Annotated in this window: 20 protein-coding genes and 1 pseudogene; 11 read left to right on the top strand and 10 right to left on the bottom strand. The window is 65.0% G+C overall.

Annotated features, from left to right (window positions below):
* Positions 1 to 13 precede the first annotated feature (13 nt).
* Together ACNFCI_RS10345 and ACNFCI_RS10340 are read left to right on the top strand one after the other, a co-directional pair.
* Positions 14 to 1504, top strand: coding sequence for an aldehyde dehydrogenase (locus tag ACNFCI_RS10345; protein ID WP_368828922.1), 1491 nt, complete (start codon positions 14 to 16; stop codon positions 1502 to 1504).
* A 22-nt stretch (positions 1505 to 1526) separates the two neighbouring features.
* On the top strand, positions 1527 to 2909 hold the full coding sequence (locus ACNFCI_RS10340; RefSeq protein ID WP_368828923.1) for an aspartate aminotransferase family protein: 1383 nt from the start codon (positions 1527 to 1529) through the stop codon (positions 2907 to 2909).
* A gap of 123 nt (positions 2910 to 3032) precedes the next feature.
* Here the strand turns inward: ACNFCI_RS10340 and ACNFCI_RS10335 are convergent, their stop codons facing one another.
* The 3 genes from ACNFCI_RS10335 to ACNFCI_RS10325 all read right to left on the bottom strand — a co-directional run bounded on the left by ACNFCI_RS10335 (position 3033) and on the right by ACNFCI_RS10325 (position 7926).
* Positions 3033 to 5153 carry a TonB-dependent siderophore receptor gene (locus tag ACNFCI_RS10335; protein ID WP_368828924.1) on the bottom strand — a complete coding sequence of 707 codons (2121 nt, stop codon included), beginning with the start codon at positions 5151 to 5153 and terminating at the stop codon, positions 3033 to 3035.
* Between the two features lie 191 nt (positions 5154 to 5344).
* Positions 5345 to 7345: a U32 family peptidase gene (locus ACNFCI_RS10330; RefSeq protein WP_368828925.1), complete on the bottom strand. Its 2001-nt coding sequence runs from the start codon at positions 7343 to 7345 to the stop codon at positions 5345 to 5347.
* Positions 7346 to 7551: 206 nt separating this feature from the next.
* A complete protein-coding gene (locus ACNFCI_RS10325; protein WP_084857807.1) occupies positions 7552 to 7926 on the bottom strand; it encodes a RidA family protein in 375 nt (124 codons plus the stop codon).
* A 169-nt stretch (positions 7927 to 8095) separates the two neighbouring features.
* On the opposite strand from ACNFCI_RS10325, the gene ACNFCI_RS10320 reads away from it, so the two are divergent.
* Positions 8096 to 8791: a tRNA (adenine(22)-N(1))-methyltransferase gene (locus tag ACNFCI_RS10320; RefSeq protein WP_224455801.1), complete on the top strand. Its 696-nt coding sequence runs from the start codon at positions 8096 to 8098 to the stop codon at positions 8789 to 8791.
* Positions 8792 to 8798: 7 nt separating this feature from the next.
* Here the strand turns inward: ACNFCI_RS10320 and ACNFCI_RS10315 are convergent, their stop codons facing one another.
* Positions 8799 to 9068 carry a DUF2790 domain-containing protein gene (locus tag ACNFCI_RS10315; protein ID WP_368828926.1) on the bottom strand — a complete coding sequence of 90 codons (270 nt, stop codon included), beginning with the start codon at positions 9066 to 9068 and terminating at the stop codon, positions 8799 to 8801.
* Between the two features lie 121 nt (positions 9069 to 9189).
* On the opposite strand from ACNFCI_RS10315, the gene ACNFCI_RS10310 reads away from it, so the two are divergent.
* On the top strand, positions 9190 to 10119 hold the full coding sequence (locus tag ACNFCI_RS10310; protein WP_368828927.1) for a LysR family transcriptional regulator: 930 nt from the start codon (positions 9190 to 9192) through the stop codon (positions 10117 to 10119).
* Between the two features lie 71 nt (positions 10120 to 10190).
* On the opposite strand, the gene ACNFCI_RS10305 is transcribed toward ACNFCI_RS10310, so the two are convergent.
* Both ACNFCI_RS10305 and ACNFCI_RS10300 read right to left on the bottom strand, forming a co-directional pair.
* Positions 10191 to 10511, bottom strand: coding sequence for a hypothetical protein (locus ACNFCI_RS10305; RefSeq protein WP_224455798.1), 321 nt, complete (start codon positions 10509 to 10511; stop codon positions 10191 to 10193).
* A gap of 106 nt (positions 10512 to 10617) precedes the next feature.
* Entirely contained in the window at positions 10618 to 11919 is a 1302-nt protein-coding gene (locus ACNFCI_RS10300; protein WP_368828928.1) for an MFS transporter, read from the bottom strand.
* A gap of 520 nt (positions 11920 to 12439) precedes the next feature.
* On the opposite strand from ACNFCI_RS10300, the gene ACNFCI_RS10295 reads away from it, so the two are divergent.
* The 3 genes and pseudogenes from ACNFCI_RS10295 (at position 12440) to ACNFCI_RS10285 (ending at position 14499) form a co-directional block, all read left to right on the top strand.
* Positions 12440 to 13315 (top strand): AEC family transporter, encoded by an 876-nt coding sequence (locus ACNFCI_RS10295; protein ID WP_324816766.1) that lies wholly within the window; start codon positions 12440 to 12442, stop codon positions 13313 to 13315.
* Between the two features lie 63 nt (positions 13316 to 13378).
* Positions 13379 to 14371: pseudogene (locus ACNFCI_RS10290) on the top strand (SulP family inorganic anion transporter); the annotation flags it as partial.
* 5 nt (positions 14372 to 14376) lie between these two features.
* Complete coding sequence (locus tag ACNFCI_RS10285) at positions 14377 to 14499, top strand: hypothetical protein (RefSeq protein ID WP_324816768.1); 123 nt, start codon at positions 14377 to 14379, stop codon at positions 14497 to 14499.
* Between the two features lie 424 nt (positions 14500 to 14923).
* On the opposite strand, the gene ACNFCI_RS10280 is transcribed toward ACNFCI_RS10285, so the two are convergent.
* The 4 genes from ACNFCI_RS10280 to ACNFCI_RS10265 all read right to left on the bottom strand — a co-directional run bounded on the left by ACNFCI_RS10280 (position 14924) and on the right by ACNFCI_RS10265 (position 19493).
* Positions 14924 to 16051 (bottom strand): HlyD family secretion protein, encoded by a 1128-nt coding sequence (locus tag ACNFCI_RS10280; protein WP_224455794.1) that lies wholly within the window; start codon positions 16049 to 16051, stop codon positions 14924 to 14926.
* A complete protein-coding gene (locus ACNFCI_RS10275; protein ID WP_416767960.1) occupies positions 16048 to 17694 on the bottom strand; it encodes an MFS transporter in 1647 nt (548 codons plus the stop codon). Before ACNFCI_RS10275 ends, ACNFCI_RS10280 begins: the two co-directional genes overlap by 4 nt.
* Positions 17695 to 17907: 213 nt before the next feature.
* Positions 17908 to 18417: a hypothetical protein gene (locus ACNFCI_RS10270; RefSeq protein ID WP_084857917.1), complete on the bottom strand. Its 510-nt coding sequence runs from the start codon at positions 18415 to 18417 to the stop codon at positions 17908 to 17910.
* A 50-nt stretch (positions 18418 to 18467) separates the two neighbouring features.
* Positions 18468 to 19493 carry a hypothetical protein gene (locus ACNFCI_RS10265; protein WP_084857817.1) on the bottom strand — a complete coding sequence of 342 codons (1026 nt, stop codon included), beginning with the start codon at positions 19491 to 19493 and terminating at the stop codon, positions 18468 to 18470.
* A 266-nt stretch (positions 19494 to 19759) separates the two neighbouring features.
* On the opposite strand from ACNFCI_RS10265, the gene tssI reads away from it, so the two are divergent.
* The 4 genes from tssI to ACNFCI_RS10245 all read left to right on the top strand — a co-directional run.
* On the top strand, positions 19760 to 21613 hold the full coding sequence (tssI, locus tag ACNFCI_RS10260; protein WP_416767958.1) for a type VI secretion system tip protein TssI/VgrG: 1854 nt from the start codon (positions 19760 to 19762) through the stop codon (positions 21611 to 21613).
* Between the two features lie 11 nt (positions 21614 to 21624).
* Positions 21625 to 22209, top strand: a complete 585-nt coding sequence (locus tag ACNFCI_RS10255; RefSeq protein WP_416767956.1) for a hypothetical protein — start codon at positions 21625 to 21627, stop codon at positions 22207 to 22209.
* A gap of 34 nt (positions 22210 to 22243) precedes the next feature.
* Positions 22244 to 22711: a DcrB-related protein gene (locus ACNFCI_RS10250; RefSeq protein WP_224455784.1), complete on the top strand. Its 468-nt coding sequence runs from the start codon at positions 22244 to 22246 to the stop codon at positions 22709 to 22711.
* Positions 22712 to 22717: 6 nt separating this feature from the next.
* The coding region (locus ACNFCI_RS10245) for a DUF6531 domain-containing protein (RefSeq protein WP_416767954.1) at positions 22718 to 23689 on the top strand (972 nt) is incomplete at its 3' end.

Below are 23689 nucleotides of genomic sequence, written 5' to 3'. Positions count from 1 at the left end.
GAGGGAGTCCTGCGTGCATACATTGAGCGATTGGCAGCAGCGTGCTGCACAGCAACGCTTCATCGACACCGCCCTGATCGACGGCCGCCCGCTGGCGGCCCGCTCGGGCGCGACCTTCGAGGCGATCAACCCGGCGACCAACCAGTTGCTGGCCCAGGTCGCAGCGTGCGGCGAGGCGGAGGTCGACCTGGCCGTGCGTTCGGCGCGCCGTGCCTTCGAGCAGGGCCCTTGGGCACGCATGGCGCCCAGCGCACGCAAGCGCGTGCTGCTGCGCCTGGCCGAGTTGATGCTGGCCCACCGTGAGGAGCTGGCCCTGCTCGACTCGCTGAACATGGGCAAGCCGGTAATGGATGCCTATGCCATCGATGTGCCCGGGGCCGCGCAGGTGTTCGCCTGGTATGGCGAAGCCCTGGACAAGCTCTACGACCAGGTCGCGCCCACTGCCGGCAATGCCCTGGCCACCGTCACCCGCGAGGCTCTGGGTGTGGTCGGTGCGGTGGTGCCGTGGAACTTCCCGCTGGACATGGCCGCGTGGAAGGTCGCCCCGGCCCTGGCCGCCGGCAACAGCGTGGTGCTCAAGCCTGCCGAGCAGTCGCCGTTCTCGGCCCTGCGCCTGGCTGAACTGGCCTTGGAAGCCGGCTTGCCGGAAGGCGTGCTGAACGTGGTGCCGGGCCTTGGCGAACAGGCCGGCCGGGCCCTGGGCCTGCACCCGGACGTGGACTGCCTGGTGTTCACCGGCTCCACCCAGGTGGGCAAGTACTTCATGCAGTACTCGGCGCAGTCCAACCTCAAGCAGGTATGGCTGGAGTGCGGCGGCAAGAGCCCGAACCTGGTGTTCGACGACTGCCAGGACCTGGACCTGGCTGCCGAGAAGGCCGCCTTCGGCATCTTCTTCAACCAGGGCGAGGTGTGCTCGGCCAATTCGCGCCTCTACGTGCAACGTACGATCCACGATGAGTTCGTCGAGCGCCTGCTGCTCAAGGCCCGCGACTGGCTCCCCGGCGACCCGCTGGACCCAGCCAGCCGCGCCGGCGCCATCGTCGATGTCAGCCAGAGCGCGCGCATCAGCGCTGCCATCGAACAGGCCCGGGCCGACGGGGCGCGCCTGCTGTGTGGCGGCCAGCGCCTGACCATCAACGGCTCGGACAATTTCATCGCCCCCACCGTGTTCACCGACGTGCGTGCCGACATGGCCCTGGCCCGTGAGGAAATCTTCGGCCCGGTGCTGGCGGTGAGCGCCTTCGATGACGAAGAACACGCCCTGCGCCTGGCCAACGACAGCGTCTACGGCCTGGCTGCCTCGGTGTGGAGCGATGACCTCAACCGCGCCCACCGTGTGGCCCGGCGCCTGAAGGCCGGCACCGTGTCGGTCAACACGGTCGATGCCCTGGACGTGGTGGTGCCCTTCGGCGGTGGCCGCCAGTCCGGCTTTGGCCGCGACCTCTCGCTGCATTCGTTCGACAAGTACACCCAACTGAAGACCACCTGGTTCCAGCTGCGCTGATCCCCACCCACGGAGAACAACCATGAACGCACCGTTCCAGCCCCAACGCGAAACCCGCGACTACCAGAGCGCCGATGCCGCGCACCACATCCATGCCTTCCTCGACCAGAAGGCGCTCAACGCCGAAGGCCCAAGGGTGATCGTGCGCGGTGAGGGCCTGCACCTGTGGGACAACGATGGCAAGCGCTACCTCGACGGTATGTCGGGCCTGTGGTGCACCCAGCTGGGGTACGGCCGCAGGGACCTGACCGCCGCCGCCGCCACCCAGATGGATCAGCTGGCGTACTACAACATGTTCTTCCACACCACCCACCCGGCGGTGATCGAGCTGTCCGAGCTGTTGTTCAGCCTGTTGCCGGGGCACTACAGCCATGCGATCTACACCAACTCCGGTTCCGAAGCCAACGAGGTACTGATCCGCACCGTGCGTCGCTACTGGCAGGTGATGGGCAAGCCGGGCAAGAAGATCATGATCGGCCGCTGGAACGGCTACCACGGCTCGACCCTGGCGGCCACGGCCTTGGGCGGCATGAAGTTCATGCACGAGATGGGCGGATTGATCCCGGATGTCGCCCATATCGACGAGCCCTACTGGTACGCCGCGGGTGGCGACCTGACGCCCGAGGCGTTCGGCCGACGCTGCGCACTGCAGCTGGAAGAGAAGATCCTCGAACTGGGGGCCGAGAACGTCGCCGGTTTCATCGCCGAGCCGTTCCAGGGGGCGGGCGGCATGATCTTCCCGCCAGAGAGCTACTGGCCAGAGATCCAGCGCATCTGCCGCCAGTACGACGTACTGCTGTGCGCCGACGAAGTGATCGGCGGCTTCGGCCGTACCGGCGAATGGTTCGCCCACCGTCACTTCGGTTTCGAGCCGGACACCTTGTCCATCGCCAAGGGGCTGACCTCCGGCTATGTGCCCATGGGTGGCCTGGTGCTTTCCAAGCGCATCGCCGAGGCGCTGGTGGAGCGGGGCGGGGTGTTCGCCCACGGCCTGACCTATTCCGGCCACCCGGTGGCCGCGGCGGTGGCCATCGCCAACCTCAAGGCCTTGCGTGACGAAGGCATTGTGCGCCAGGTCAAGGATGACACCGGCCCCTACCTGCAGCGCTGCCTGCGCGAGGTATTCGACGAGCACCCGCTGATCGGCGAGGTCCAGGGAGCCGGCCTGGTGGCGGCGCTGCAGTTCGCCGAGGACAAGGCCACCCGCAAGCGCTACGCCAACGAGAACGATCTGGCCTGGCAATGCCGGACCTATGGGTTCGAGGAAGGGGTGATCATTCGTTCGACCCTGGGCCGGATGATCATGGCGCCGGCGCTGGTGGCCAGCCGGGGAGATATCGACGAGTTGGTGGCCAAGACCAAGGTGGCCGTGGATCGCACGGCGCGGGGGCTGGGCTTGCTGTAGGTTTTGCGAAAAGGGGCCGCTTTGCGGCCCTTTCGCGGCACAAGGCCGCTCCTACAGGTTTCGCGCAACGTAGTAGCGGCCTTGTGCCGCGAAAGGGCTGCGCAGCAGCCCCTTGACGATGGATCAGAAGGTGTAGCTCACACCCGCCTGCACCGTGCGCGGCGCGCCGGGGTAGACGTAGTTGTTGAAGGCACCTTCGTCGTATTCCTTGTTGAACAGGTTCTTCAGGTCCAGGTTCAGGCGCACATGCTCGTTGACCTGGTAGAACGCCAACAGGTCGACCACGGTGTACTGCTGCATGGTATAGGTGCTCGCTGCGGTCTGCCCGGCGCGGTCGTCGATGTACTTCACGCCCATGCCCAGGCCAAGTCCCTTGGCCAGCCCGTCCTGGAACTCGTAGGTGTTGAGCAGGCTGAAGCTGTTGCGCGGAATGTTGGCCAGGCGGGTGCCGGTCGGCAGGCTGGTGTCCTTGGTCACTTCGGCGTCGACATAGGCGTAGCCACCGATCATCCGCCATTCGGGGGTGATGTTGCCGGCCACGGTGATGTCCAGGCCGCGGCTGCGCACTTCGCCGGCGGCCACCTTGTAGGTGCCGGTGGGGTCCTGCGGGTCGTTGGCCAGGACGTTTTCCTTGACGATGTGGTAGACGGCAGCATCGACGCTCAGCTGGCGATCCAGCGCTTCCCATTTCACGCCCAGCTCGTAGGATTTGCCTTTCTCCGGGTCGAAGCCCTGGCCTTGAAGGCTGGCACCGCTGTTGGGCTTGAACGAACGGGCAGTGTTGGCATACACGGCGACGGTGTCGGTCAAGTCGTAGATCAGGCCCAGGCGCGGGGTGACGGCGTTGTCGGCGGCGGTCCAGTCAACGGCGCCTTCACGGAAGTTGTCGAACCTATGCTCGAAGCGTTCGAAACGCAGGCCAGCCAAGACCTTCAGCCGCTCGGTCAGGGCAACCTGATCCTGGATGAAGGCTGCCCAAGTTTTGAGGTTTTCCTTGTCATCGGTGGTAGTTCGGGTCAGTGCCGGGCGAGGCTGGCCCAGTACCGGGTCGAACAGATCGATGGGATAGTCGCCCTCACCACCGTCCGAGCGCCGGATGAACTGTTGATAATCGTAATCTTCGTATTCGATGCCGGTCAGCAGGGTATGGGAGAAGCCTGCGGTGTCGAAGTGGCCGGTGAGGTTAAGCTGGTAGTCCCGGTCGGTCCATTCCAGTTTGCGGTAGTTGAAGTTGCGCCCGAGGGTATGGCCATCGGCTTGCAGCCTGTTGCCTTCCACCGCGTTGCCCTTGAGGGTGCCGTCGAGCCACTGCATGCCGCCGCCCAGGGTCCAGTCGTCGTTGAGTTGGTGCTCGAAACGCAGCTGGGCCATGTCGTTGTCGTTGTGCAGCAGGTTGTCGCTGCCTTTTTCCCAGATATTGGTATCGCGCGAGGCGGTGCCGCGTTGGGTCGGGTAGCGGGTCAGGCCACGGTCCAAGGGGTGGTTGTTGCGCATGAAATCGCCTTCGAAGACGATGCGCGTGGTGTCATTGACCTGCCAGCTGAGCACCGGCGCGACGTCGTAACGCTCGGTCTCCACGTTGTCGCGGAAGGTCTCGCCGCCCTCGCCGAGCAGGTTCAGACGGTAGGCCAGGCGGCCGTCTTCGCTGAGCGGGCCGGTGGCGTCGAGGGTGGCGCGGTGCATGCCCTGGTCATCGAACTGGCTGCCCAGGGTGACCTTGGGCTCGGCCAGGGGCTGCTTGCTGATCGCGTTGAAGGTACCGCCGGGGTCGCCGCGGCCGTACAGGCTGGTGGCCGGGCCGCGCAGCACTTCCAGGCGTTCGACGGTGTTGGCGTCGGGCGCGTTCGGATAGCCACGGTTGATGGGGAAGCCGTTGCGGTAGAACTCGCCGGTGGTGAAGCCTCGCACGGTGAAGGTGGTCAGGCCCTGGCCGCCGAAGTTGTTGGCGCGGCCTACACCGCCGGCGTAGTCCAGGCCGTCCTGCAGGCGGGTGGCAGCGGTGTCCTCGAGGACGTCCTTGGGCACCACGCTGACCGACTGCGGCGTCTCGTGCAGGGCCGTGTCGGTGCGCGTGGCGCTGGCCGAGCGGGTGGCCCTGTAGCCGATCACAGGGCCGTCGGCACGCTCCAGATCGCTGGCGGCGTCGATGTTGACGGCTTGCAGTTCCAGGGGCGCCGTGGGTTCAGCCAGGGCAACGGGGGCAACGGCATTGATGAGACAGAATGAAACGAACGCACGACGCATTGCAGTACGATCCTACGAGGGGCGGGAAGGCGCGGATCATAACTGATAGGGATTATCGTTTACAGTGGTATTTGGTGTACCAGAGTACCAATTGATGAACGTAGGAAATGGGGCCGCTTTGCGGCCCGATCGCGGGGCAAGCCCGCTCCTACAGATTTTGTGCGAATCGACTGTGGGAGCGGGCTGCGCACTCAGTGCGGCGCGCGGGGGATGGTCTTGAGCAGGTCTTCCGGGCTGATGTGGCCGACCACCTGGGCCACGGCGCTGCCTGGGGTGGGCAGGTCGAGGATGTGATCCTTGATCTTGCCGACCACGTGCATTTCGCAGGGCTTGCAATCGAACTTCAGGGTCAGCACTTCATCGCCATGCACCAACTGCATCGGTGCGACCTTGGTGCGCACGCCGGTGACGCCCTTGGCCTGCTTGGGGCACAGGTTGAAGGAGAAGCGCAGGCAGTGCTTGGTGATCATCACCGGCACTTCGCCGTGTTCCTCGTGGGCTTCGAAGGCGGCGTCGATCAGCTGCACCCCGTGGCGGTGGTAGAAGTCGCGGGCCTTCTGGTTGTAGACGTTGGCCAAGAACGACAGGTGCGCCTCGGGGTAGACCGGTGGCGGGTTGGTCTCGGCCTTTCGCCCGCCACGCGGGTGCGCCTTGACCCGCGCTTCGGTCAGCGCCTCGATGGCCTCGCGGCGCAGGGCCTTGAGCTGCGAGTTGGGGATGAAGTACGCCTGCGGCGCGTCCAGCTCGATGGCATCGGCGTGGTACTGGGTGGTGCCAAGCTGGCCGAGCAGGTCGTGCAGTTGGTCCAGGGCCTGCTGCGGCTTGTTGGCGGCGCCGAACGGGCCGTCGAGGGCCACCTGCACACTGACGCCTTCCTCGCTGGTGACGGTCAGGGCCAGGCGTTGCTCGCGCAGCACAGCGTGCCAGTGTACGCCCACGCGGCGCTCGGCGGAGGTGCGTTGCAGGGCCTGCTGCCAGTTGTGGTCCAGGTTGCGCGACAGCGGGTGGTTGGGGCGCAGCTTGTACAACCCTTCGGGCATTTCGTTGGGCTCGACGCGGTAGCGGTAGCGCGTCTGGCCGTCTTCCTCGAATTCGCCCTTGGGCTCGGCGATGTTGGCACGGAAACCCACCACTTCGCGTTTGACCAGTACGTTGAGGCCGTCGCCGTTGGTCAGCGGCACGTCGGTGACCACCAGCAGGTCGCGCTTGCCGACCTTCTCCACCACGCCCACCGGCAGGCCGGTGAAGGTCGGGGAGTCGAAGGCGCCGATGTCGATCTTTCGTTCGCTGACGAAGTAGTCGGTGCTGCCGCGGTGGAAGGTCTTGTCCGGGTCGGGCAGGAAGAAGTGCTCGGTGCGCCCGCTGGAGGCGCGCGCCAGGTCCGGGCGGCCTTCGAGGATGGCGTCCAGCTCTTTGCGGTAGTGGGCGGTGATGTTCTTCACATAGCCCATGTCCTTGTAGCGGCCCTCGATCTTGAACGAGCGCACGCCGGCGTCCACCAGGTCGCTCAGGTTGGCGGTCTGGTTGTTGTCCTTCATCGACAGCAGGTGCTTCTCGAACGCCACCACGCGGCCCTGATCGTCCTTCAGGGTGTAGGGCAGGCGGCAGGCCTGGGAACAGTCGCCACGGTTGGCGCTGCGGCCGGTCTGGGCGTGGGAGATGTTGCACTGGCCGGAGAAGGCCACGCACAGGGCGCCATGGATGAAGAACTCGATCGCGGCATCAGTCTCGGCGGCGATGGTGCGGATCTGCTGCAGGTTCAGTTCGCGGGCCAGCACCAGCTGGGAGAAGCCGGCCTGGTCGAGGAACTTGGCCCGGGCCAGGGTGCGGATGTCGGTCTGGGTACTGGCGTGCAGCTCGATCGGTGGGATGTCCAGCTCCATCACCCCCAGGTCCTGGACGATCAAGGCGTCGACGCCGGCGTCGTACAACTGGTGGATCAGCTGGCGGGCGGGTTCGAGCTCGTTGTCGTGGAGGATGGTATTGAGGGTGGTGAAGACCCGCGCGTGGTAGCGGTGGGCGAATTCCACCAGCCCGGCGATGTCGCTGACTTCGTTGCAGGCATTGTGGCGTGCGCCGAAGCTGGGGCCGCCGATGTAGATGGCGTCGGCGCCATGCAGGATCGCTTCGCGGGCAATGGCCACGTCACGGGCGGGGCTGAGCAGTTCCAGGTGATTCTTTGGGAGGGACATATCGTTATGGTCGGGCTGTCACGGGCAAGGCGCGCATTGTACCGGTGAAATGGCCCGGGGGCATCCATTGGCTGCCCAAAGGGGGCTGCTTAGCAGCCCTTTCGCGGCACGAGGCCGCTCCTACAGGGGAGGTGACGCTGGTCGGTAGGAGCGGGCTTGCCCCGCGATTGGGCGGCGGAGCAGCCCCCGACATGGGGCGCCGGGGATCAGGCCTTGGCCGCCATCGCGGTCACTTCCACACGCATGCCGTCGAAGGCCAGCGACGCCACGCCCACTGCGGCACGCACCGGCCACGGCTTGCTGAAGAAGCGCTGGTAGACCTCGTTGAACGCCGGGCGGTCGGCCATGTCGGTCAGGTAGATGGTCAGGTGCACGACGCGGTCCATCGAGCTGCCGGCGCGCTCCAGGGCGTCCTTGAGCGCCTGCAGGGTGCATTCGCTCTGCTCGACGATGTCGCCCAGCGCCAGGCTGCCGTCGGCGCGGGTCGGGATCTGGGTGGTGACCAGCAGGCCATTGAACTCGGCCACGTCGGAGGAGATGGATTCCGGGTCGCTGTCGGGGGTGAAGATGATATCTGCCATGGTGGTTTCGCCTTGCAACGGAAGGAAACCCGCAAGCCTACGCGAGCGGCTTGGCCGGGTCGAGCCATGGCCCTGGTCGCGTGCATTTGAAAAGCGCGGCGTGGGCGTTCAGAATCGCGGCCCGATCCGGCCGAGGGCGCCGGGCAAGGGTTGCAAGAAGGGGCAAGGGTTGAACGAACAGACATTGTCGATGCGCCTGGAGCGGGTGGCGGCGCATGTGCCGGCCGGCGCGCGCCTGGCCGATATCGGCTCGGACCACGGCTACCTGCCGGTGGCGCTGATGCTGCGCGGCTGCATCGAGGCGGCCGTGGCCGGCGAGGCCGCGCCGACGCCGTATCGCTCGGCCCAGCGCAAGGTGCGCAAGAACGGCCTGGAGGCGCGCATCGCCGTGCGCCTGGCCGATGGCCTGGACGCCATCGAGCCGCAGGACGGCATCACCACCATCAGCCTGTGCGGCATGGGCGGCGAGAAGATCCGCGAGATCCTCGAGCGTGGCAAGCACCGCCTGAGCGGCAAGGAACGCCTGGTGCTGCAGCCCAACGTGCGCGAGGGCACCCTGCGTGAGTGGCTGATGGAAAACGACTACCGCATCCTGTGCGAGGAGTTGCTGGAGGAAAACGCGTTCACCTACGAGATCATCGTCGCCGAACGCTGCCAGGCGGTGGCCTATTCGCCCCAGCAGCTGTACTTCGGCCCCTTGCTGATGGAGGAACGCAGCCCGGCCTTCCTGGCCAAGTGGCACTTGAACCTCAAGCGCAAGCGTCGGGTCATGGCGCACTTCGTTCGGGCCCGCCAGGGTGTACCGGAGCAGAAGGTGCAGGAGGTGGCGACACAGGTGCAATGGATCGAACAGCTGTTGGCCTGACCTGGCGCTACAGCTGCGAGCAGTTGCCCATTTCCTGGTATTTCACTTTGTGGACCTGGCCTTCGTGGTCGACATACACCATGTGCGCGGTGCCCACTGCACAATCGGCCGCATTGCTGGCGGGGGTGATGGAAATCACCTTGGCCACGTCCAGGGGCATGCCGTATTCGTACGTCTGGCTGGTAGTACTGACCGGTTGCGGGGTGGCTGGGGCGGCGAAGGCGGTGAACGAGGCGAGGGAGCTGAACAGGGCAAGAAACGCGGTCGAGCCTTTCATGGCGGTCTCCTTTGATCGGTGATGACCCATGATGTATTGCTGCGGGATCAGCGATAAATGGGCTGTTTCGTGATAGATTCCTGCCTTTGATGCACGAATGCCATCACCGGAGCGCGTTGATATGGACATGCTGCACGCCATGCGAACCTTCGCCCGGGTAGTGGAGTGCGGCAGTTTCGCTGCCGCGGCCAATGCCCTGGACATTTCCGCCGCGCAGGTGTCGCGGATTGTCGCGGAGCTGGAGAACCAGTTGCAGACCCGCCTGCTGCACCGCACCACCCGCAGGTTGCGCATGAGCGAGGCGGGCGAGCGTTTCCTGGAGCGTTCGCGGCAGATCCTGGTGCTCACCGACGAAGCCATGGACGAAGCCCGCGGCGCCCACCTCACACCCCGCGGCCGCCTGCGCTTTCATTGCACCCATGGCCTGGGTCTTTTGATGATGCCGCTGGTGGCCCGCTACAACGCCGCCTGCCCGGACGTAGTGATGGAGATGACCCTGTCCCAGCGCAACCCGGATGCGGTCGCCGACGGCCAGGACGTGGTGATCACCATCGGCCAGGGCCTGCCGGACTCACAGCTGATCGCCATTCCTCTGGGCAGCATCTACAGCATTCTCTGCGCCTCTCCCGAGTACCTGGCCCGCCACGGCGTGCCCCGGCGCCCGGAAGATCTGCACGCGCATGTGTGCCTGCGTACGGTCGACCCGTTGTTCGAGGAGGACTGGTCGTTCGAAGGGCCGGACAGCTGCGTGATCGTGCCCCAGGACACCTTCCTCACCAATGTCGCCGACGCCATGCTCAAGGCCACCGAACTGGGCATGGGAATCGGCCTGTTGCCGTACTACTCCGCGACCCAGGCGATCGAGGAAGGGCGCCTGTGCCGGTTGTTGGCGCCCCATCGGTTGCGCCAACGGGAGATCTACGCGATCTACCCGTCGCGCCATTTCCTCGATGCCAAGGTGCGCACCTGGCTGGACTTTCTCAAGGAGCAGCTGCCGGTGTTGTTCCAGGCCCATGAACGCGTGGCGGATGACCCGCGCTATTGGCGCTGACTGCACGGGACATGGCACCGGCTGCGCCGGTGTTCGCGGGGCAAGCCCGCTCCTACAGGTTGTGCCGGCGCTCAGCGGCTGTCCTGGTCCTCGGCGGTCCCGCCGGAGCTGCCTGCACCGGTGCCGGTCGCTTCGCCGGTATTGTTCGAACCGCCGGTAGTGCCGTCGGCGGCATCGGAATTGGTGCCGGTGTCGCTGCTGTCGTTGTCCTGGGTGCCGCCGGGGTTGTTGGTGCTGCTGCCTTCGCCGGCTGTGCTGCCGCGAGGGTGCTCGCCCGAAGTATGGTCGTCGTGGGGAGGGCTGCCGGCGCCGTTCATGTCGGTGGCGGCAACGGCGGCGGCGCTGGAAAGGCCCAGGCACAGGGCCAGGAGCAGGGGCTGTAGGCGAACCATGGCGAATCTCCTGTCGGGATGATTGTCCTAGGTTCGTCTGCCCAAGGCCGAGCAGGGTGCCCGGCAGGCGACCAGTGGTAGGGGCTGCGCTGCAGCCCCCGGGCGGTCAGTTGGCCTCGGCCCGGTGTGCCGGGTGTTCGCCATTGACCGCGTCGGCCATGGTCGGGTGTTCCTGGGCGGCGTGCATCAGCTCCTCGGTGACCCGCAGCTCCGCACCGGTCGGCGAGAAGGTGGCCGCGGGGGCGAACGGTGCCGGGTGCTCCGGTGCCGGGCGCTTGCCGCGGCGCCACAGGAAGAAGCCGACCATGGCCAGGTTGATCACCGCGAAGGTCCAGAACAGACCGGCCTCACCATAGGCGCTCATCACCGGCGAAATGGCCAGCGGGGCCATGGACGAGCCCAGCGAGTTGATCAGCAGCAGGCCCTGGATCATCGGCACCAGGGCATCGGACGGGGCGCGGTCGGCGGCGCTGCTGACCGCCACCGGGTACAGCGCGAACACTCCGCCACCGAGCAGGAACAGCAGGGCCGGCAGCAGCGCCGAATCGGACGGCAGCAGCACGATCAGCACCGACAGCACGGTGCACATCGCCGCCAGGGCGATCAGTACCAGTTGGCGGTCCTTGCGGTCGGACCAGCGCCCGACCGGGTACTGCAACAGCATCGCGCCGAGGATCACCCAGGCCATCATTTCGCCGACTTCCCCCACGTCCATGCCGATGCGCTGCAGGTACAGCGGCAGCAGGGCATAGATGCCGGCGATGGCCACGCCCGAGCCGAAGCAGCCGACCAGGCCGGTGGGCGCGATGCCGAGCAGCTGGCGCGGCTTGAGCGGTTCGACCTGGTCGAGCAGCGGCGACACCCGTGGCAATACCACGATCGGCACCACCGACAGGGTGGCCAGCATGCCTGCGACCATGAACGGCGCGGTGGCGCCCCAGCCGGTGATTTCGCCGAGGGTGGCCTGGGCCAGCACGCCGGCACCGTAGAAGGCGATCATGTACAACGCCAGCAGGCGGCCGCGGATCTTCGGGTCGCCGGCCAGCAGCAGCCAGCTTTCGATCACCAGGAACACGCCCACCGCGGCCCAGCCGTTGATCAGGCGCAGGGCGAACCACCAGGTGGTGTCGTAGAACAGCCCTTGCAGCAGGATGGTCGCTGCGATCAGCGAGGCGAAGCTGGTGTAGGCGCGGATATGGCCGATGCGCAGGATCAGCCGGTCGTTGAAGATAGCGCCGAGGGTCAGGCCGATGAAATAGGCCGACGAGACGATACCGATCATGGTCGCCGATTCGCCGGCATCGCCCAGGCGCAAAGTGGTGAGGGAAGACAGGAAGCCGTTGCCCAGGGCAATGATGAACAGCCCAAGCAGGGGTGCCAGCGCCATGGCCAGCAAACGCGCAGACATAGTTACCTCTAGTTGAGAAAAGCCACGAGTGTGCCTTTTCGACGGCGCAAGGGCTGCGCGGACGTGCCTGGCAAGGGATGCGACCCAGGCGCCGCTTACCGCCTCGGCGGGCAGTTGGGGCTTGGGATTGGGCAACGGGGCGAAAAGGAGGCGCGATTCTAAGGCCTTGGCGCGTTTTACCCAAGGGGCTCCCCCCTGCGACCGGAGGCCGCAGGCCGAGGCATGAGCTCTGCGGACCCTGGGGTTGCTACGCACCCCTTTCGCAGCACAAGGCCGCTCAGTAAACCGCGATCTCCTGTAGGAGCGGGCTTGTCCCGCGATCAAGGGCGAAGCCCTTGCCAGGCGACGGTGATATCGAGGCGGGCCTGATCGCGGGACAAGCCCGCTCCCACAAGGGCAGTACCAGCCACTTGTTCTGTGCTCGACAGCGCAGCCCAAAGGGCGAGGTTATCTCCCACAGGCTCGGCGCTACCCGCATAATACGCGGGCTTTTCTCACTTCCGGATGCAGGAACCCCTCCATGCTGGCTTCGCTGTTCGCCGTCCTGGCCCCCGTGTTCATCGTCGCCGGCATCGGCTATGCCTGGGCCCGTCGTGGCCAGGACTACCCCACGGAATTCATCGCCCGCATCGTCATGGTGGTCGGTACACCGTCCCTGGTCCTCTCCACCCTGAGCCGCACCCAGCTGGACCCTGCCGCCTTCACCAGCATGGCCCTGGCCTGTGTGCTGTGCCTGTTGGGCATGGCCCTGGCCGGTTTCATCGTCAGCCGTGCCAGCGGCCAGCATTGGCGGGTGCTGATGCCGGCCTTCATGTTCCCCAATACCGGCAACATGGGGCTGCCGATCAGCCTGTATGCGTTCGGCGAGCATGGCCTGGCCCTGGCCGTGGCGTTCTTCCTGACCTTGTCGATCTTCCAGTTCACCCTGGGCATCGCCATGTCCGGCGCCAGTGCGTCGTTCAAGGCGCTGTTACGCAACCCTATCGTGATCAGCCTGGCCGGGGCTTTGCCCATCATTTTCCTGGACCTTGAGCTGCCACGCTGGCTGGCCAATACCGCCGACCTGCTGGGCGGCATGACCATCCCGCTGATGCTGCTGACCCTCGGCGTCTCCCTGGCCAGCATCCGCCTGCACCACGTAGGCAGTGGCCTGCTGCTAGGCGGCCTGCGCATCGTGCTGGGCGCTGCGGTGGGCTGGGGGGTGGGCACGGTGCTGGGCCTGGAGCCGCTGGAGCGGGCGGTGCTGGTGGTGCAGTCGTCGATGCCGGTGGCGGTGTTCAACTACCTGCTCGCGGTGCGTGCCAACCGCCAACCGGAGCAGGTGGCGAACCTGGTGATGTGCTCGACGGTATTGTCGTTCGCCTGGCTGCCGGCCGTGCTGGCCTGGTGGCTGTAGGCCTACGGGGCGGCAAACGGCCAGCGCTCATCCATACTCCATTGACCTGTCGCCGAGACGCCCATGGACACCCCCAGCCCACCCGAGCCGCAGCCCCCGAAGCCCCTGGCATATGCAGCAGAGCCGACCTTGACGGGCTGGCAGCGCTGGGTACCGGGCTGGCGCGTGCTGCGTCACTACCCACCGGGCTGGCTGCCCAGGGACCTGGTCGCCGGCCTGGTGCTCACGGCCATGCTGGTACCGGTCGGCATCGCCTACGCGCAGGCCTCGGGCGTACCGGGTATCCATGGCCTGTATGCCACCATCGTCCCGCTGCTGGCCTATGCGGTGTTCGGGCCCAGCCGGATCCTCGTGCTGGGCCCCGATTCGGCCCTGGTGCCGATCATCCTGGCCGTGGTGCTGCCGTTGGCGGCGGGCGACCCCGGGCGCGCCGTTACCCTGGCCGCCGCCATGGCCCTGGTATCGGGAGTGATCTGCGTGGGGGCGGGGCTGTTGCGGCTGGGGTTCATCACCGAGCTGCTGTCCAAGCCCATCCGCTATGGCTACATGAATGGCATCGCCTTGGCGGTACTGGTCAGCCAGGCGCCCAAGCTGTTCGGGATCTCCGGCCAGAGCACCGGGCCGTTGCGCGACACCGTGCAATTGGCGCGTGCGCTTCTCGAGGGCAAGGCCAACTGGCACGCCTTCGCCCTGGGGGCGGGCACCCTGGCGATCATCTTGCTGCTCAAGCGTTGGGAGCGCTTGCCGGGCATTCTCATCGCGGTGGTGGTCGCCACGCTGCCCCAGGGCTTGCCGGGCTTCGAGTTCCCGTTGATCGGCTTTGGCGACCTGGCCACGGTGGTGATCGGCGGCGCGGCGGTGGCGCTGGTGTCGTTCGCCGACACCAGCGTGTTGTCGCGTACCTATGCCGCCAAGACGCGCACCCAGGTCGATCCCAACCAGGAAATGGTCGGCCTGGGCCTTGCCAACCTGGCGACCGGGTTGTTCCAGGGCATCGCGGTGAGCAGCAGTTCCTCGCGGACGCCGGTCGCCGAGGCTGCAGGTGCCCGCAGCCGGACCCGGTGAGGGACAAGCTGCTGCGCCTGGAGGTGCTCCGCCATATCGGCAACGACATCTTCCACCCCACGGTGGGAGCGGCGGTGGAAGCCTACCTGGAGGACCATGGCGTGGACTGGACACCCTGAGCTATCGCAAACAATCTGCTTACCCTGTGGGAGATTCTATGGTGCTGAACAAGCTCAAATTGCCTTCGGTTGAGAGCCGTGCAAATACGACCCAGGCTCCGCTTGCTTCGTGGGAGATCACCCAGCCCTTGCGGGCTGCGCAGCGGCCAATGCTGCCCCTGTGGGAGCGGCGGTGCGGCGGTCCGACTTGTCCCGCGATCAAGGGCGAAGCCCTTGCCAGGCGACGGTGATATCGGGCCCGGCCTAATCGCGGGACAAGCCCGCTCCCACCGAGAGTGCTGCCGCTCTCAAGGCCTGCGATATCCCTGGGGCTTTAGCCGCGAACACCGGCGTAGCCGGTGCCATGCATCGCGTAGGATTCTTCGCGGCTAAAGCCCACAGAAGCGCTGCTGGCTCAATGAATGATGTGCAGTCGGGCGCAGGGCTACTGCGCGGTATCGATACTCACCACCACGGACATCCCCGGGCGCAAGCGCTTGGCTTGCGGCTGGTCGGGGTCGACGGTGATGCGCACCGGGATGCGCTGGGCAATCTTGACGAAGTTGCCGGTGGCATTGTCCGCCTGCAGCAAGGCGAACTCCGAGCCGGTGGCCGGCGAGATCTGCTGCACATGCCCACGCAGCTTGAGGTGGTTCAGTGCATCCACGGTGAAGGTCGCCGGCTGGCCGATGCGCACATTGGCCATCTGGGTTTCCTTCATGTTGGCGATCACCCACAAGGTATCGGGCACCAGCGCCATCAACTGCGCGCCGGAATTGACGTACGCCCCCAGGCGCGTGCCGATCTGCCCCAGCTGGCCGTCGCGTGGTGCCGTGACCCGGGTGTTGTCCAGGTCGATGCGTGCCAGCTCCACGGCCGCCTTGGCGTTCTCCACCGAAGCCTCCAGGGACGCATGGTTGACCACCACCGTTTCGCGGTCCTGGCGAGCGATTTCCAGGGCCGCCTTGGCCTGTGCCAGGCTGGCCACCGCAGCGGCATGGCTGGCCCGGGCCAGGTCCAGCTCTCGGCGCGACACCGAGCCGTCGCTGACCAGGGCCTGGTTGCGACGCAGGTCGGCGCGGGCCTTGTCGGCCTGGGCACTGGCGTCGGTGATGGCCGCCTGGCGCTGGGCGATGGTGGCTTCGGCACTCTTGCGCTGTTGCAGGTTGTTGGCCAGGGCCGCCTGCTGCTGTTTCAACTGGGCGATGGCCTGGGCCAGGCGCTGCTTGTAGATGCGGTCGTCCAGCTGCACCAGCAGGTCGCCACGCTTGACGAACTGGAAGTCATGCACCGGCACGTCGACGATATAGCCGGCCAGCTGCGGCCCGATGATCGTCACCTGGCCGCGCACCAGGGCGTTCTCGGTGCTCTCGATGGCGCTGCCGAACGGTGGCAGGCGCCAGGCATAGAGCACCAGCAGCACGCCAGCCAGGGCCACGCAGGCGAAGCTGATCGAGGAGAGGATACGCACCCGCCGGGTGCGCACCTGGCTGCCGGGCTCGCTGGGCGGCGCGGTGCCTTCGGGCGTTTCGGCGAGGGCGGTGGTGGTCGTGGACTGGGTCGGTTGGGTCATCGGCTCGAAGCATCGCGTGAAGTGTCGGGGGCGGCAGCGGGCCGGGTGTACCAGAGCCAGAAGCTGCGAATGAGGATCCAGATCATGGTGGCCACGGCAATGCTGCCGATCAGCATGAAGACATCGTTGTAGGCCAGGATGTTGGCCTCGCGGGTGGCCGCGTTGGCCAACAGGCGCGTACCGATCTCGCTGCGCAGGCCCGGGTCGGCGATCACCCCCGCGTAGCCGGCGCCACCACTTTGGACCCGGGCGTGGACCAGCGGTTCGAGGTAGCTCAGGCGGTCGACGATATGGCTTGAATGGAACTTCTCCCGCGCCGTCTGGAACGTGCCCAGCAGGGCCGCGCCGATCAGGCCGCCCAGGTTGTTGCAGATCCCGAACATCACCGAGAAACTCACCAGGTTGCGCGGGTTGGTGCGCACATGGCTGATGCCCAGGGCCATGGACGGGCCGAGGAAGAAGGTGCTGCCGAAGGCCAGCATGAACTGGCTGAGGTACATCTGGTGCGGGCGGGTAAGGTTGCTCGAGCTGCTGTCCATGAAGGCCCCGGCCGCCATGGCCGCCAGCGAAATGAACAATGGCGTGACCAGGTGCGCGGGGTTGATGGTCAGGGCGCTGGTCAGCAGCCCCGTGGCCGCGCCCAGCAGCATGACCCAGTACAGGCTGCGCATCTGTTCGCTGCCCAGGTTCAGCGCCTGCAGGAAGCCCACCGCACCGGTGGATTGCTCGGAAGTGACCATGCGGATGAGGATCACGCACAAGGCCAGGCGTACCACCGCGCCACTGCCCAGCCAACGGGTCATCAGCAAGGGGTTGCTGCGGTTGTGTTCGATGGCCAGCCCCGAGCACACCAGGGCGATGGACGCTGCCAGCGCGACGCCGATCCACGGCGCCTCCAGCCACCAGTCGATACGCCCCAGGGACAGCACGGCGCAGAGCAGGGCGGTGCCGCTGGCCATCAGCGAGAAGGTCAGGAAGTCCAGGGGCTCGAAGGTCTTGAAACGATCGCCCGGCGGCAGCTTGAGCAACAGTACGCAGCCCAGCGCGGCCAATGCCAGGCCCAGTTCGAACATGTACAGGCCGCGCCATTCGGCGATCTGCAGGAGGTCTTCGGAGAACACCCGGGCCAGCGGCACGGCCAGCTGCGAGGCGCCCAGGCCCAGCACCATGGCCTTGAGGCGCCACTGTGCCGGGAAGGCCTGGATCATGTAGTAAAGGCCCAGCGAGCTCAACGCCGCCCCGACCATGCCGTGCGCCGCACGCACGGCGATGGCCGAGTTGAGGTCGTTGACGAACAGGTGGGCGAAGGTGACCAGGGCATAGAGCACCAGGAACACCTCGGTGAAGGCGCGCAAACCGAACTGCTGGCGGAATTTCACCAGCAGCAGGTTCATCGACACGTTGGTCATCACGAAGGCGGCAGGCAGCCAGGCCATTTCCGCACTGGTGGCGCCCAGTGCGCGTTGCAGGAAGGTGAGGTTGGCGGTGACCAGCGCGTTACCCAAGCCCCCGGTGATGGCCACCAGCAGCCCGACCAGGCCGTAGGCCAGGCGTGTGGCAGGCGCATGCAGGGGCGTGGAGGGTGAACCAGGAAGGCTGGGCTTTTCGTGGGGGAGCCACTGACGCGGCGCGTATTTGTCCATTCCTGATACAGCCCTGGGTTCGCGTGGAAAAAACTCTACGCGACTGGAGAGGGTGTTGGAATACCTGTGCTTGAGTCAAACGAGCCCGGGGCTGTCATGCAGCCCATCGCGGGGCAAGCCCCGCTCCTACAGTGGCCCTGCGACCCGCTACCTTGTGGGAGCGGGCTTGTCCCGCGATGGGGCGCGCAGCAGCTCCAATGGCGCCGCCTAGAGCTATAGCCCATCGACCTGAACGCAAACATCCTTGCCATCGATGACCTTGCACGGCCAGTTGTCATTGATGTAGTGATCCGGCTTGAAGCACACCCGTTCGTCATTGACCCAGAACAGCTGCCAAGCAGACCCGGAGATCAGTAGCTTCGAGCAGGGCGAATACCCCCTGGCAAGCAGAGCCAGGGTAGTCAGGACCATCACTGCCGGTACCACATACAGCAGCGTCTTCAATGACAACCCGAACATCAAGGTCTGGAAACGGTGCAGCCGTGAAGCGGGAGGCGGGTCGAACTTCTTGCCGGTCCAGGCGCAGATCGCGCTGCCGACCAGCAGAATGGCCAGCGCGGGAGGCGCCATGAGCAACCCGAACGCCAGGTACGGCGTTTCCACGACGGGGGCGCCGCGCAGGAGCCTGCCGTACAGCGGGAACAGGTAGTGGATATAGGCGTACACCGAGATGGCGCCGACCAGCAGAAATGCAATGAGCATGATCACTGCCAACGACCTGATCTTCAGTGCCGTCGGTTCGGAGGATATCTGTGAAGAGTGTGTTTTCATCGTCAGAACTTGGGTAGATTGAACGTTGGCAGCGAAGGCATTGACGGCATCGATGGCAGCCTGGGTGCGCTTGGCCAGGTTGGCAGGTCAATGCCGTCTGGACGCAATTTGCGGATGATCCAGGACTTGGCTTCATCGTAAAGCTCGTCGGCAATTTTACCCGCGACGTCGGCAGCGGTTTGCTCCGCGTAGCGGCGCAGGTCGGCTGGCTTGATTTCGGTGATCGTTTTGTGGATCGCCTGGATGTGATCCACTGCATAGCGCAAGCCGGCCTTGACGGCATTCTTGATGCCGAAATGGTTGTCCAGCGCGTTAAGCCCAAGCCCTACCGCAAATACGACGAGCGCTCCGGCAATGACCGGTGCGGCAGCGGCGGTGAACAATGAGCCAACGGCCAGCGCCGCGGCGTAGCCGAGCGCCGAGGCGATGCCCGCCTTGATCAACTCCACGCCGACGCCGCCGAACAGGTCGCTCATGATGTGCTCGTCACCAAATACCCATTCGGCTACCTCGATGGCGACGGCCACATAGCAGGAAAGCTTGAACCCTTTGATGGACGAGCCGCGCACGCCATATTTGCCGATGCCCATGCTGACCAGCTTGGCGTTCTGGATGCCATAGCGCGGCGCGTTGAGTGTTTTGCGCAGGCCGGGATAGCCGGTGAGGATCACGTACTGCTTGCCGTTGCGCACCGTGTAACGCACTTTCGTGCCGATGCCATTCATGTCGCGGATGAACGCGGTGATGTTCCTCGCGTCCCAGGCCGCCATGGCCGTGGGAACGCCCCAGGTCGTATTGACGAAGGAATGAGGCACGCCATTGTAGGTGGACTTCACGCTTTGCCATGTGCCATTCAGCATCTCGCCCTGTGTGCGGTTACAGGCCAGCGGTGGCTGGGTGGCACAGTGTTTCTGCTGGGCGAACTGGGCCTGTGCGTGAAAGTCCTCCAGCGTCATGATCACCATTTCCCGGTGATTCTGATCCATTTCCCGGTCTAGTTGGCTGAGTTGGCTTTCACTCACGCTCATGGCGACGCTCCCTGAAATTCGCTGTGTACTGCCTCATGGCTAAGCGCAAGGAGCCTACACCCCGAAAGTCCACCAGATCAAACCGGTGGGTAAAATCCGTAGCAATAAATCGATAAAGCGTATACCGCTTCACATCCTCCCCAGCGCCTCTGGTGACTGCGGGCGGGCGTCACCAGAGCGTGGTATGGCGTATCGCCATCATTTGACAGCCTCTGTCAAGCACGTTTTCATTAGTCGATTTCCAGCTTGATGCAGGATGCATTGGTATGATTACGGACGCCCTCGAGTCGATGCTCACCCAGCATCAACGCCTGTTCACCTTCGATTCCCCCTTGCCCCCGGAACAAGAGCTGCAGCTGCTCAGCTTCAGCGGCCGGGAAGCGATCTCCGAACTGTTCAGTTTCCAGGTAGAGCTCATCTCCCAGGATGCCCGCATCGAACTCAAGAAACTGATCGGCAAGAAGGTCACCCTGGGGATCGCACTGGCCGACGGCAGTACCAAGTACATCAGCGCACATGTATCGGACTTCGTGCATACCGGCGCCGATGGTGGCATCGCCAACTACACCGCCGAGCTCGTGCCCTGGATCTGGATCCTCAGCCGCCGTCGCGACTCGCGCATCTTCCAGGACAAGACCACCGAGCAGATCGTCAAGGAAGTCTTCGCCTACTACCTCACGCTGGCGGACCATGAGTTCCGCCTAAGCCAGCCGCTCAAGCCGATCAGCTATTGCACGCAATACCAGGAATCCGACCTGAACTTCGTGTTGCGCCTGCTGGAGCAGGAAGGGCTGTTCTTCACCTTCCAGCACAGCCAGGAAGGCCATCGCATGATCATCAGCGATGACAGCAGCATGCTCCCTCAGCTCGAGCGCCAGCCGGTGATCCGTTATCACAGCGCATCGGTGACCGAGACAGCCGACTCGATCACCTCCTGGTCCGCGGCACGCCGCTTCCAGCCGACACGCCTGACGCTCAAGTCGTTCGATTACAAGCAGCCCGGCAACCCGCATCTGGTCCAGCTCAATTCGGTCAACCAGCAGGGCGATATCGGCCACTACGAAGTGTTCGAATACGAAGGCCTTTATGGGTACGCAAATGCCGACGAAGGCATGCGCAAAGCACGCCATCGCCTCGAAGCGATGGAGGTCAACGGCAAGACCTTCAACGGTGAGAGCAACTGCCGAGCGATGGAGCCTGGGCATTATTTCGAGCTGACCCAGCACTACGACCATGACAACGATGCCCCGGACGATCGACAGTTCCTGATCCTGTCGGTCAACCACTGGGGGCAGAACAACTACGCCAATGATGGCGAAGCCGGTTACCGCAACGGGTTCACCTGCATCCGTCGCAAGATTCCATTCCGGCCTGAGCTGCATACCCCGCGCTCGGCCATTACCGGCCCGCAGACCGCCATCGTCGTCGGCCCCCCTGGCGAAGAAATCTATACCGATGAACTGGGCCGGGTGAAGTTGCAGTTCCATTGGGACCGCAACGGCGAATTCAACGACCAGAGCTCCTGCTGGGTACGCGTCGCCCAAACCGGCGCCAGTGGCGGGTTCGGTAGCATCCAGATCCCACGCGTCGGCGACGAAGTGGTGGTGGTATTCCTCGACGGCAACCCGGACCGTCCGCTGATCATGGGCAGCCTGTACAACACTTCCAACACCCCGCCATGGTCGCTGCCGGCGAACAAGACCCAGAGCGGCTTCTTGACCCGCTCGACGAAAGGCGATGGCGGAACCGCCAACTTCTTCCGCTTCGAAGACAAGGCCGGCGCCGAGCAGATCATCATGCACGCCGAGCGCAACATGGACACCGAGATCGAACTGGACGAGACCCATGATGTGGGGAACAACCGGACGATCACGGTGGGTGGGGCGCACACCGAGACGGTCAAGAAAGATACCGTGGTGCAGGTCACCGAGGGCTCCTACACCCTTCAGGTCGACAACCAGTTCATTCAGGTGGCGGCCAAGCAGCACATCATCCTGCAGGTAGGCGACAGCAGCATCAAGCTGACCCCGGAAGGCATCGAGATCAAAGGCAAGGTCATCACCACCAACAGTACCGACCTCACGCAGATCACCGGCGCTCCCGTACGGATCAACGACTGAGGCGGGTAGAGATGAGCAGGACGTCGATCTACGACCGCATTTCCGCCAAGCGCGAAGCCCAACAGGAAGCCGCCCGCCTGGCCGAGCTGGCGCAAGCCGCCAGCGTACCGGAGCCGGTGGTCGAGCCGGAGCCGGTACCTGTCGCGCTGCAGGATGTGGCCAGCGGTTTCACCTTTGGTGGTTTCACGCTGCAATTTCCAGTCGGCTTTCGTTTCCGCGACATCCAGACCACCCTCGAACATGAAGGCGAGCCGGTTACCCTGAAGATCCGCCGCCGTGATGTCCGCTCTCGGCAAACCTTGGAGCAGTTGTTCGAGGCTGCAATCCAGGCGTTGCGTGAATTGAACCCGCAACTGCGCGTGATCCGCCAGCGTGACTGCTACGTGGCCGGCAGCCCGGCCAAAGCCGTGGATTTTCACTTCAATGCCGGCCATGAACCCCGACATGGGCGGATGGTCGGGGCACTGGTGCCGGTCGAGGGTAGCGACTCGCTGCAATGGCTGGATATCTCCTGCGTGATCGACCCGACCCGACCGAGCCTCAGCCAATGGCTGACCGACTTCGACCGTATGCTCGACGGCCTTGCATTGCGCTGACCCGAACGTTTTCGTTATCAGGAATTTTCATCACATGGACTATGAATTGCAGGAAGGTGGCATCACGCTGCCGGCAGGTTTCGAGGACCGTACGGTCAATATGTTCGTTCTGGGGGCCAGTGTTCCTGCGCCGTTGAGCATCACCATATCGCGGGACACCCTGCTGCCGGACGAAGCCCTGCAAGCGTATGTGGATCGCCAGGTCAAGATGTTGACCTCCAAGCTGCGCGGCTATACCCGCATGGGCAACAAGCCCGTCTCGCTTTCCACGACCGCGCCGATTCCCGGCATCCAGATCGACGCCTACTACATGAACCAAGGGCGCCCGCTGTACCAGCGTCAAGCCGCCTTCATCATCAGCCCCGGGCGTGCATTGATCTTTTCGACCACTGCGCAGGCCGACTTCAGCCCTCAGCAAAACCAGGACTGGGACAACCTGCTGGCCAGCTTCACCCCACGTAACCCCGACGTCACCAGCGCCGAGCCCGGCGAACAGGAGTAACCCCTCATGTTCGAAGCGGCCAGGTTCGGCGACGAGATTTCGCACACCAGCGCGCTGGGGGGCTTCCTGATCGGAGCCGCCCTGGGGATCGCGCTGGTGGCCACGGTGGCCATCGCCACGTTCACATGCGGGTTCGGCGTGGCCTTGCTGGCCGGTCTCGCGGCAGGTGTAGGGGGCAGCTTGCTGGTTGCCGCAGGGGAGGCGATAGGCAAAATGTTCTCATCCCCCTCAGGGACGATAACGACGGCCTCCCCCAACGTCTTCATCAATAGCCGCAAGGCCGCCCGCGTCGAAAAAAGCATCGGTGCCTGCGACAAGCACCCAGGGCCGGTGCAGATCGCCGAAGGCTCGACCAACGTCTTCATCAACAGCGTGGCCGCCGCACGCAATGGCGACAAGCTGACTTGCGGCGCGACCATTACCAGTGGCTCGGACAACGTCATCATCGGCGGCGGTACCTACCGTTACCTGCCGGTAGATGATGAAGTACCTGAATGGCTACGCACCACCGTCGATGTGCTGATGGCCATCGCGGGTGCTGCTGGCGGCATCGCGCAGTTGATCAAGGCCGGTAGCCAGGCCGGCATGAAGGCCATCATGCCGTGCGTGGCCAAGTTCACCGCCGGGTTCGTGGCCGGCGAGGTGGCCAGCCGTTATGTGGTCGGCCCCGCGATCGAGCGTGCCGTGGGCGGCCTGGTGGGCAACCCGGTCGACCTCACGACTGGGCGCAAGGTCATTCACGACGAAGTCGATTTCAGCCTCCCGGGCCTCATGCCGATCGAATGGTCGCGCTTCTACGCCAGCGACCTGACCGTCGACAGCGTGCTCGGCCGTGGCTGGGTGCTGCCTTGGGAGCAGAGCCTGCGTCGCAGCGGTAGCTTCATCTACCTGACCGACAACCAGGGCCGCGAAGTCCCCTTCGTCACCCTGCAACCAGGCGAGCGCATCTACAACCCCCACGAGCAGGTGTACCTGGTG

This window comes from Pseudomonas sp. NY15356, assembly GCF_048068175.1.
Lineage (GTDB): Bacteria > Pseudomonadota > Gammaproteobacteria > Pseudomonadales > Pseudomonadaceae > Aquipseudomonas > Aquipseudomonas putida_K.
Note: the sequence above shows the minus strand (reverse complement) of the source record. Positions and strands in the feature narration are given on the sequence as shown.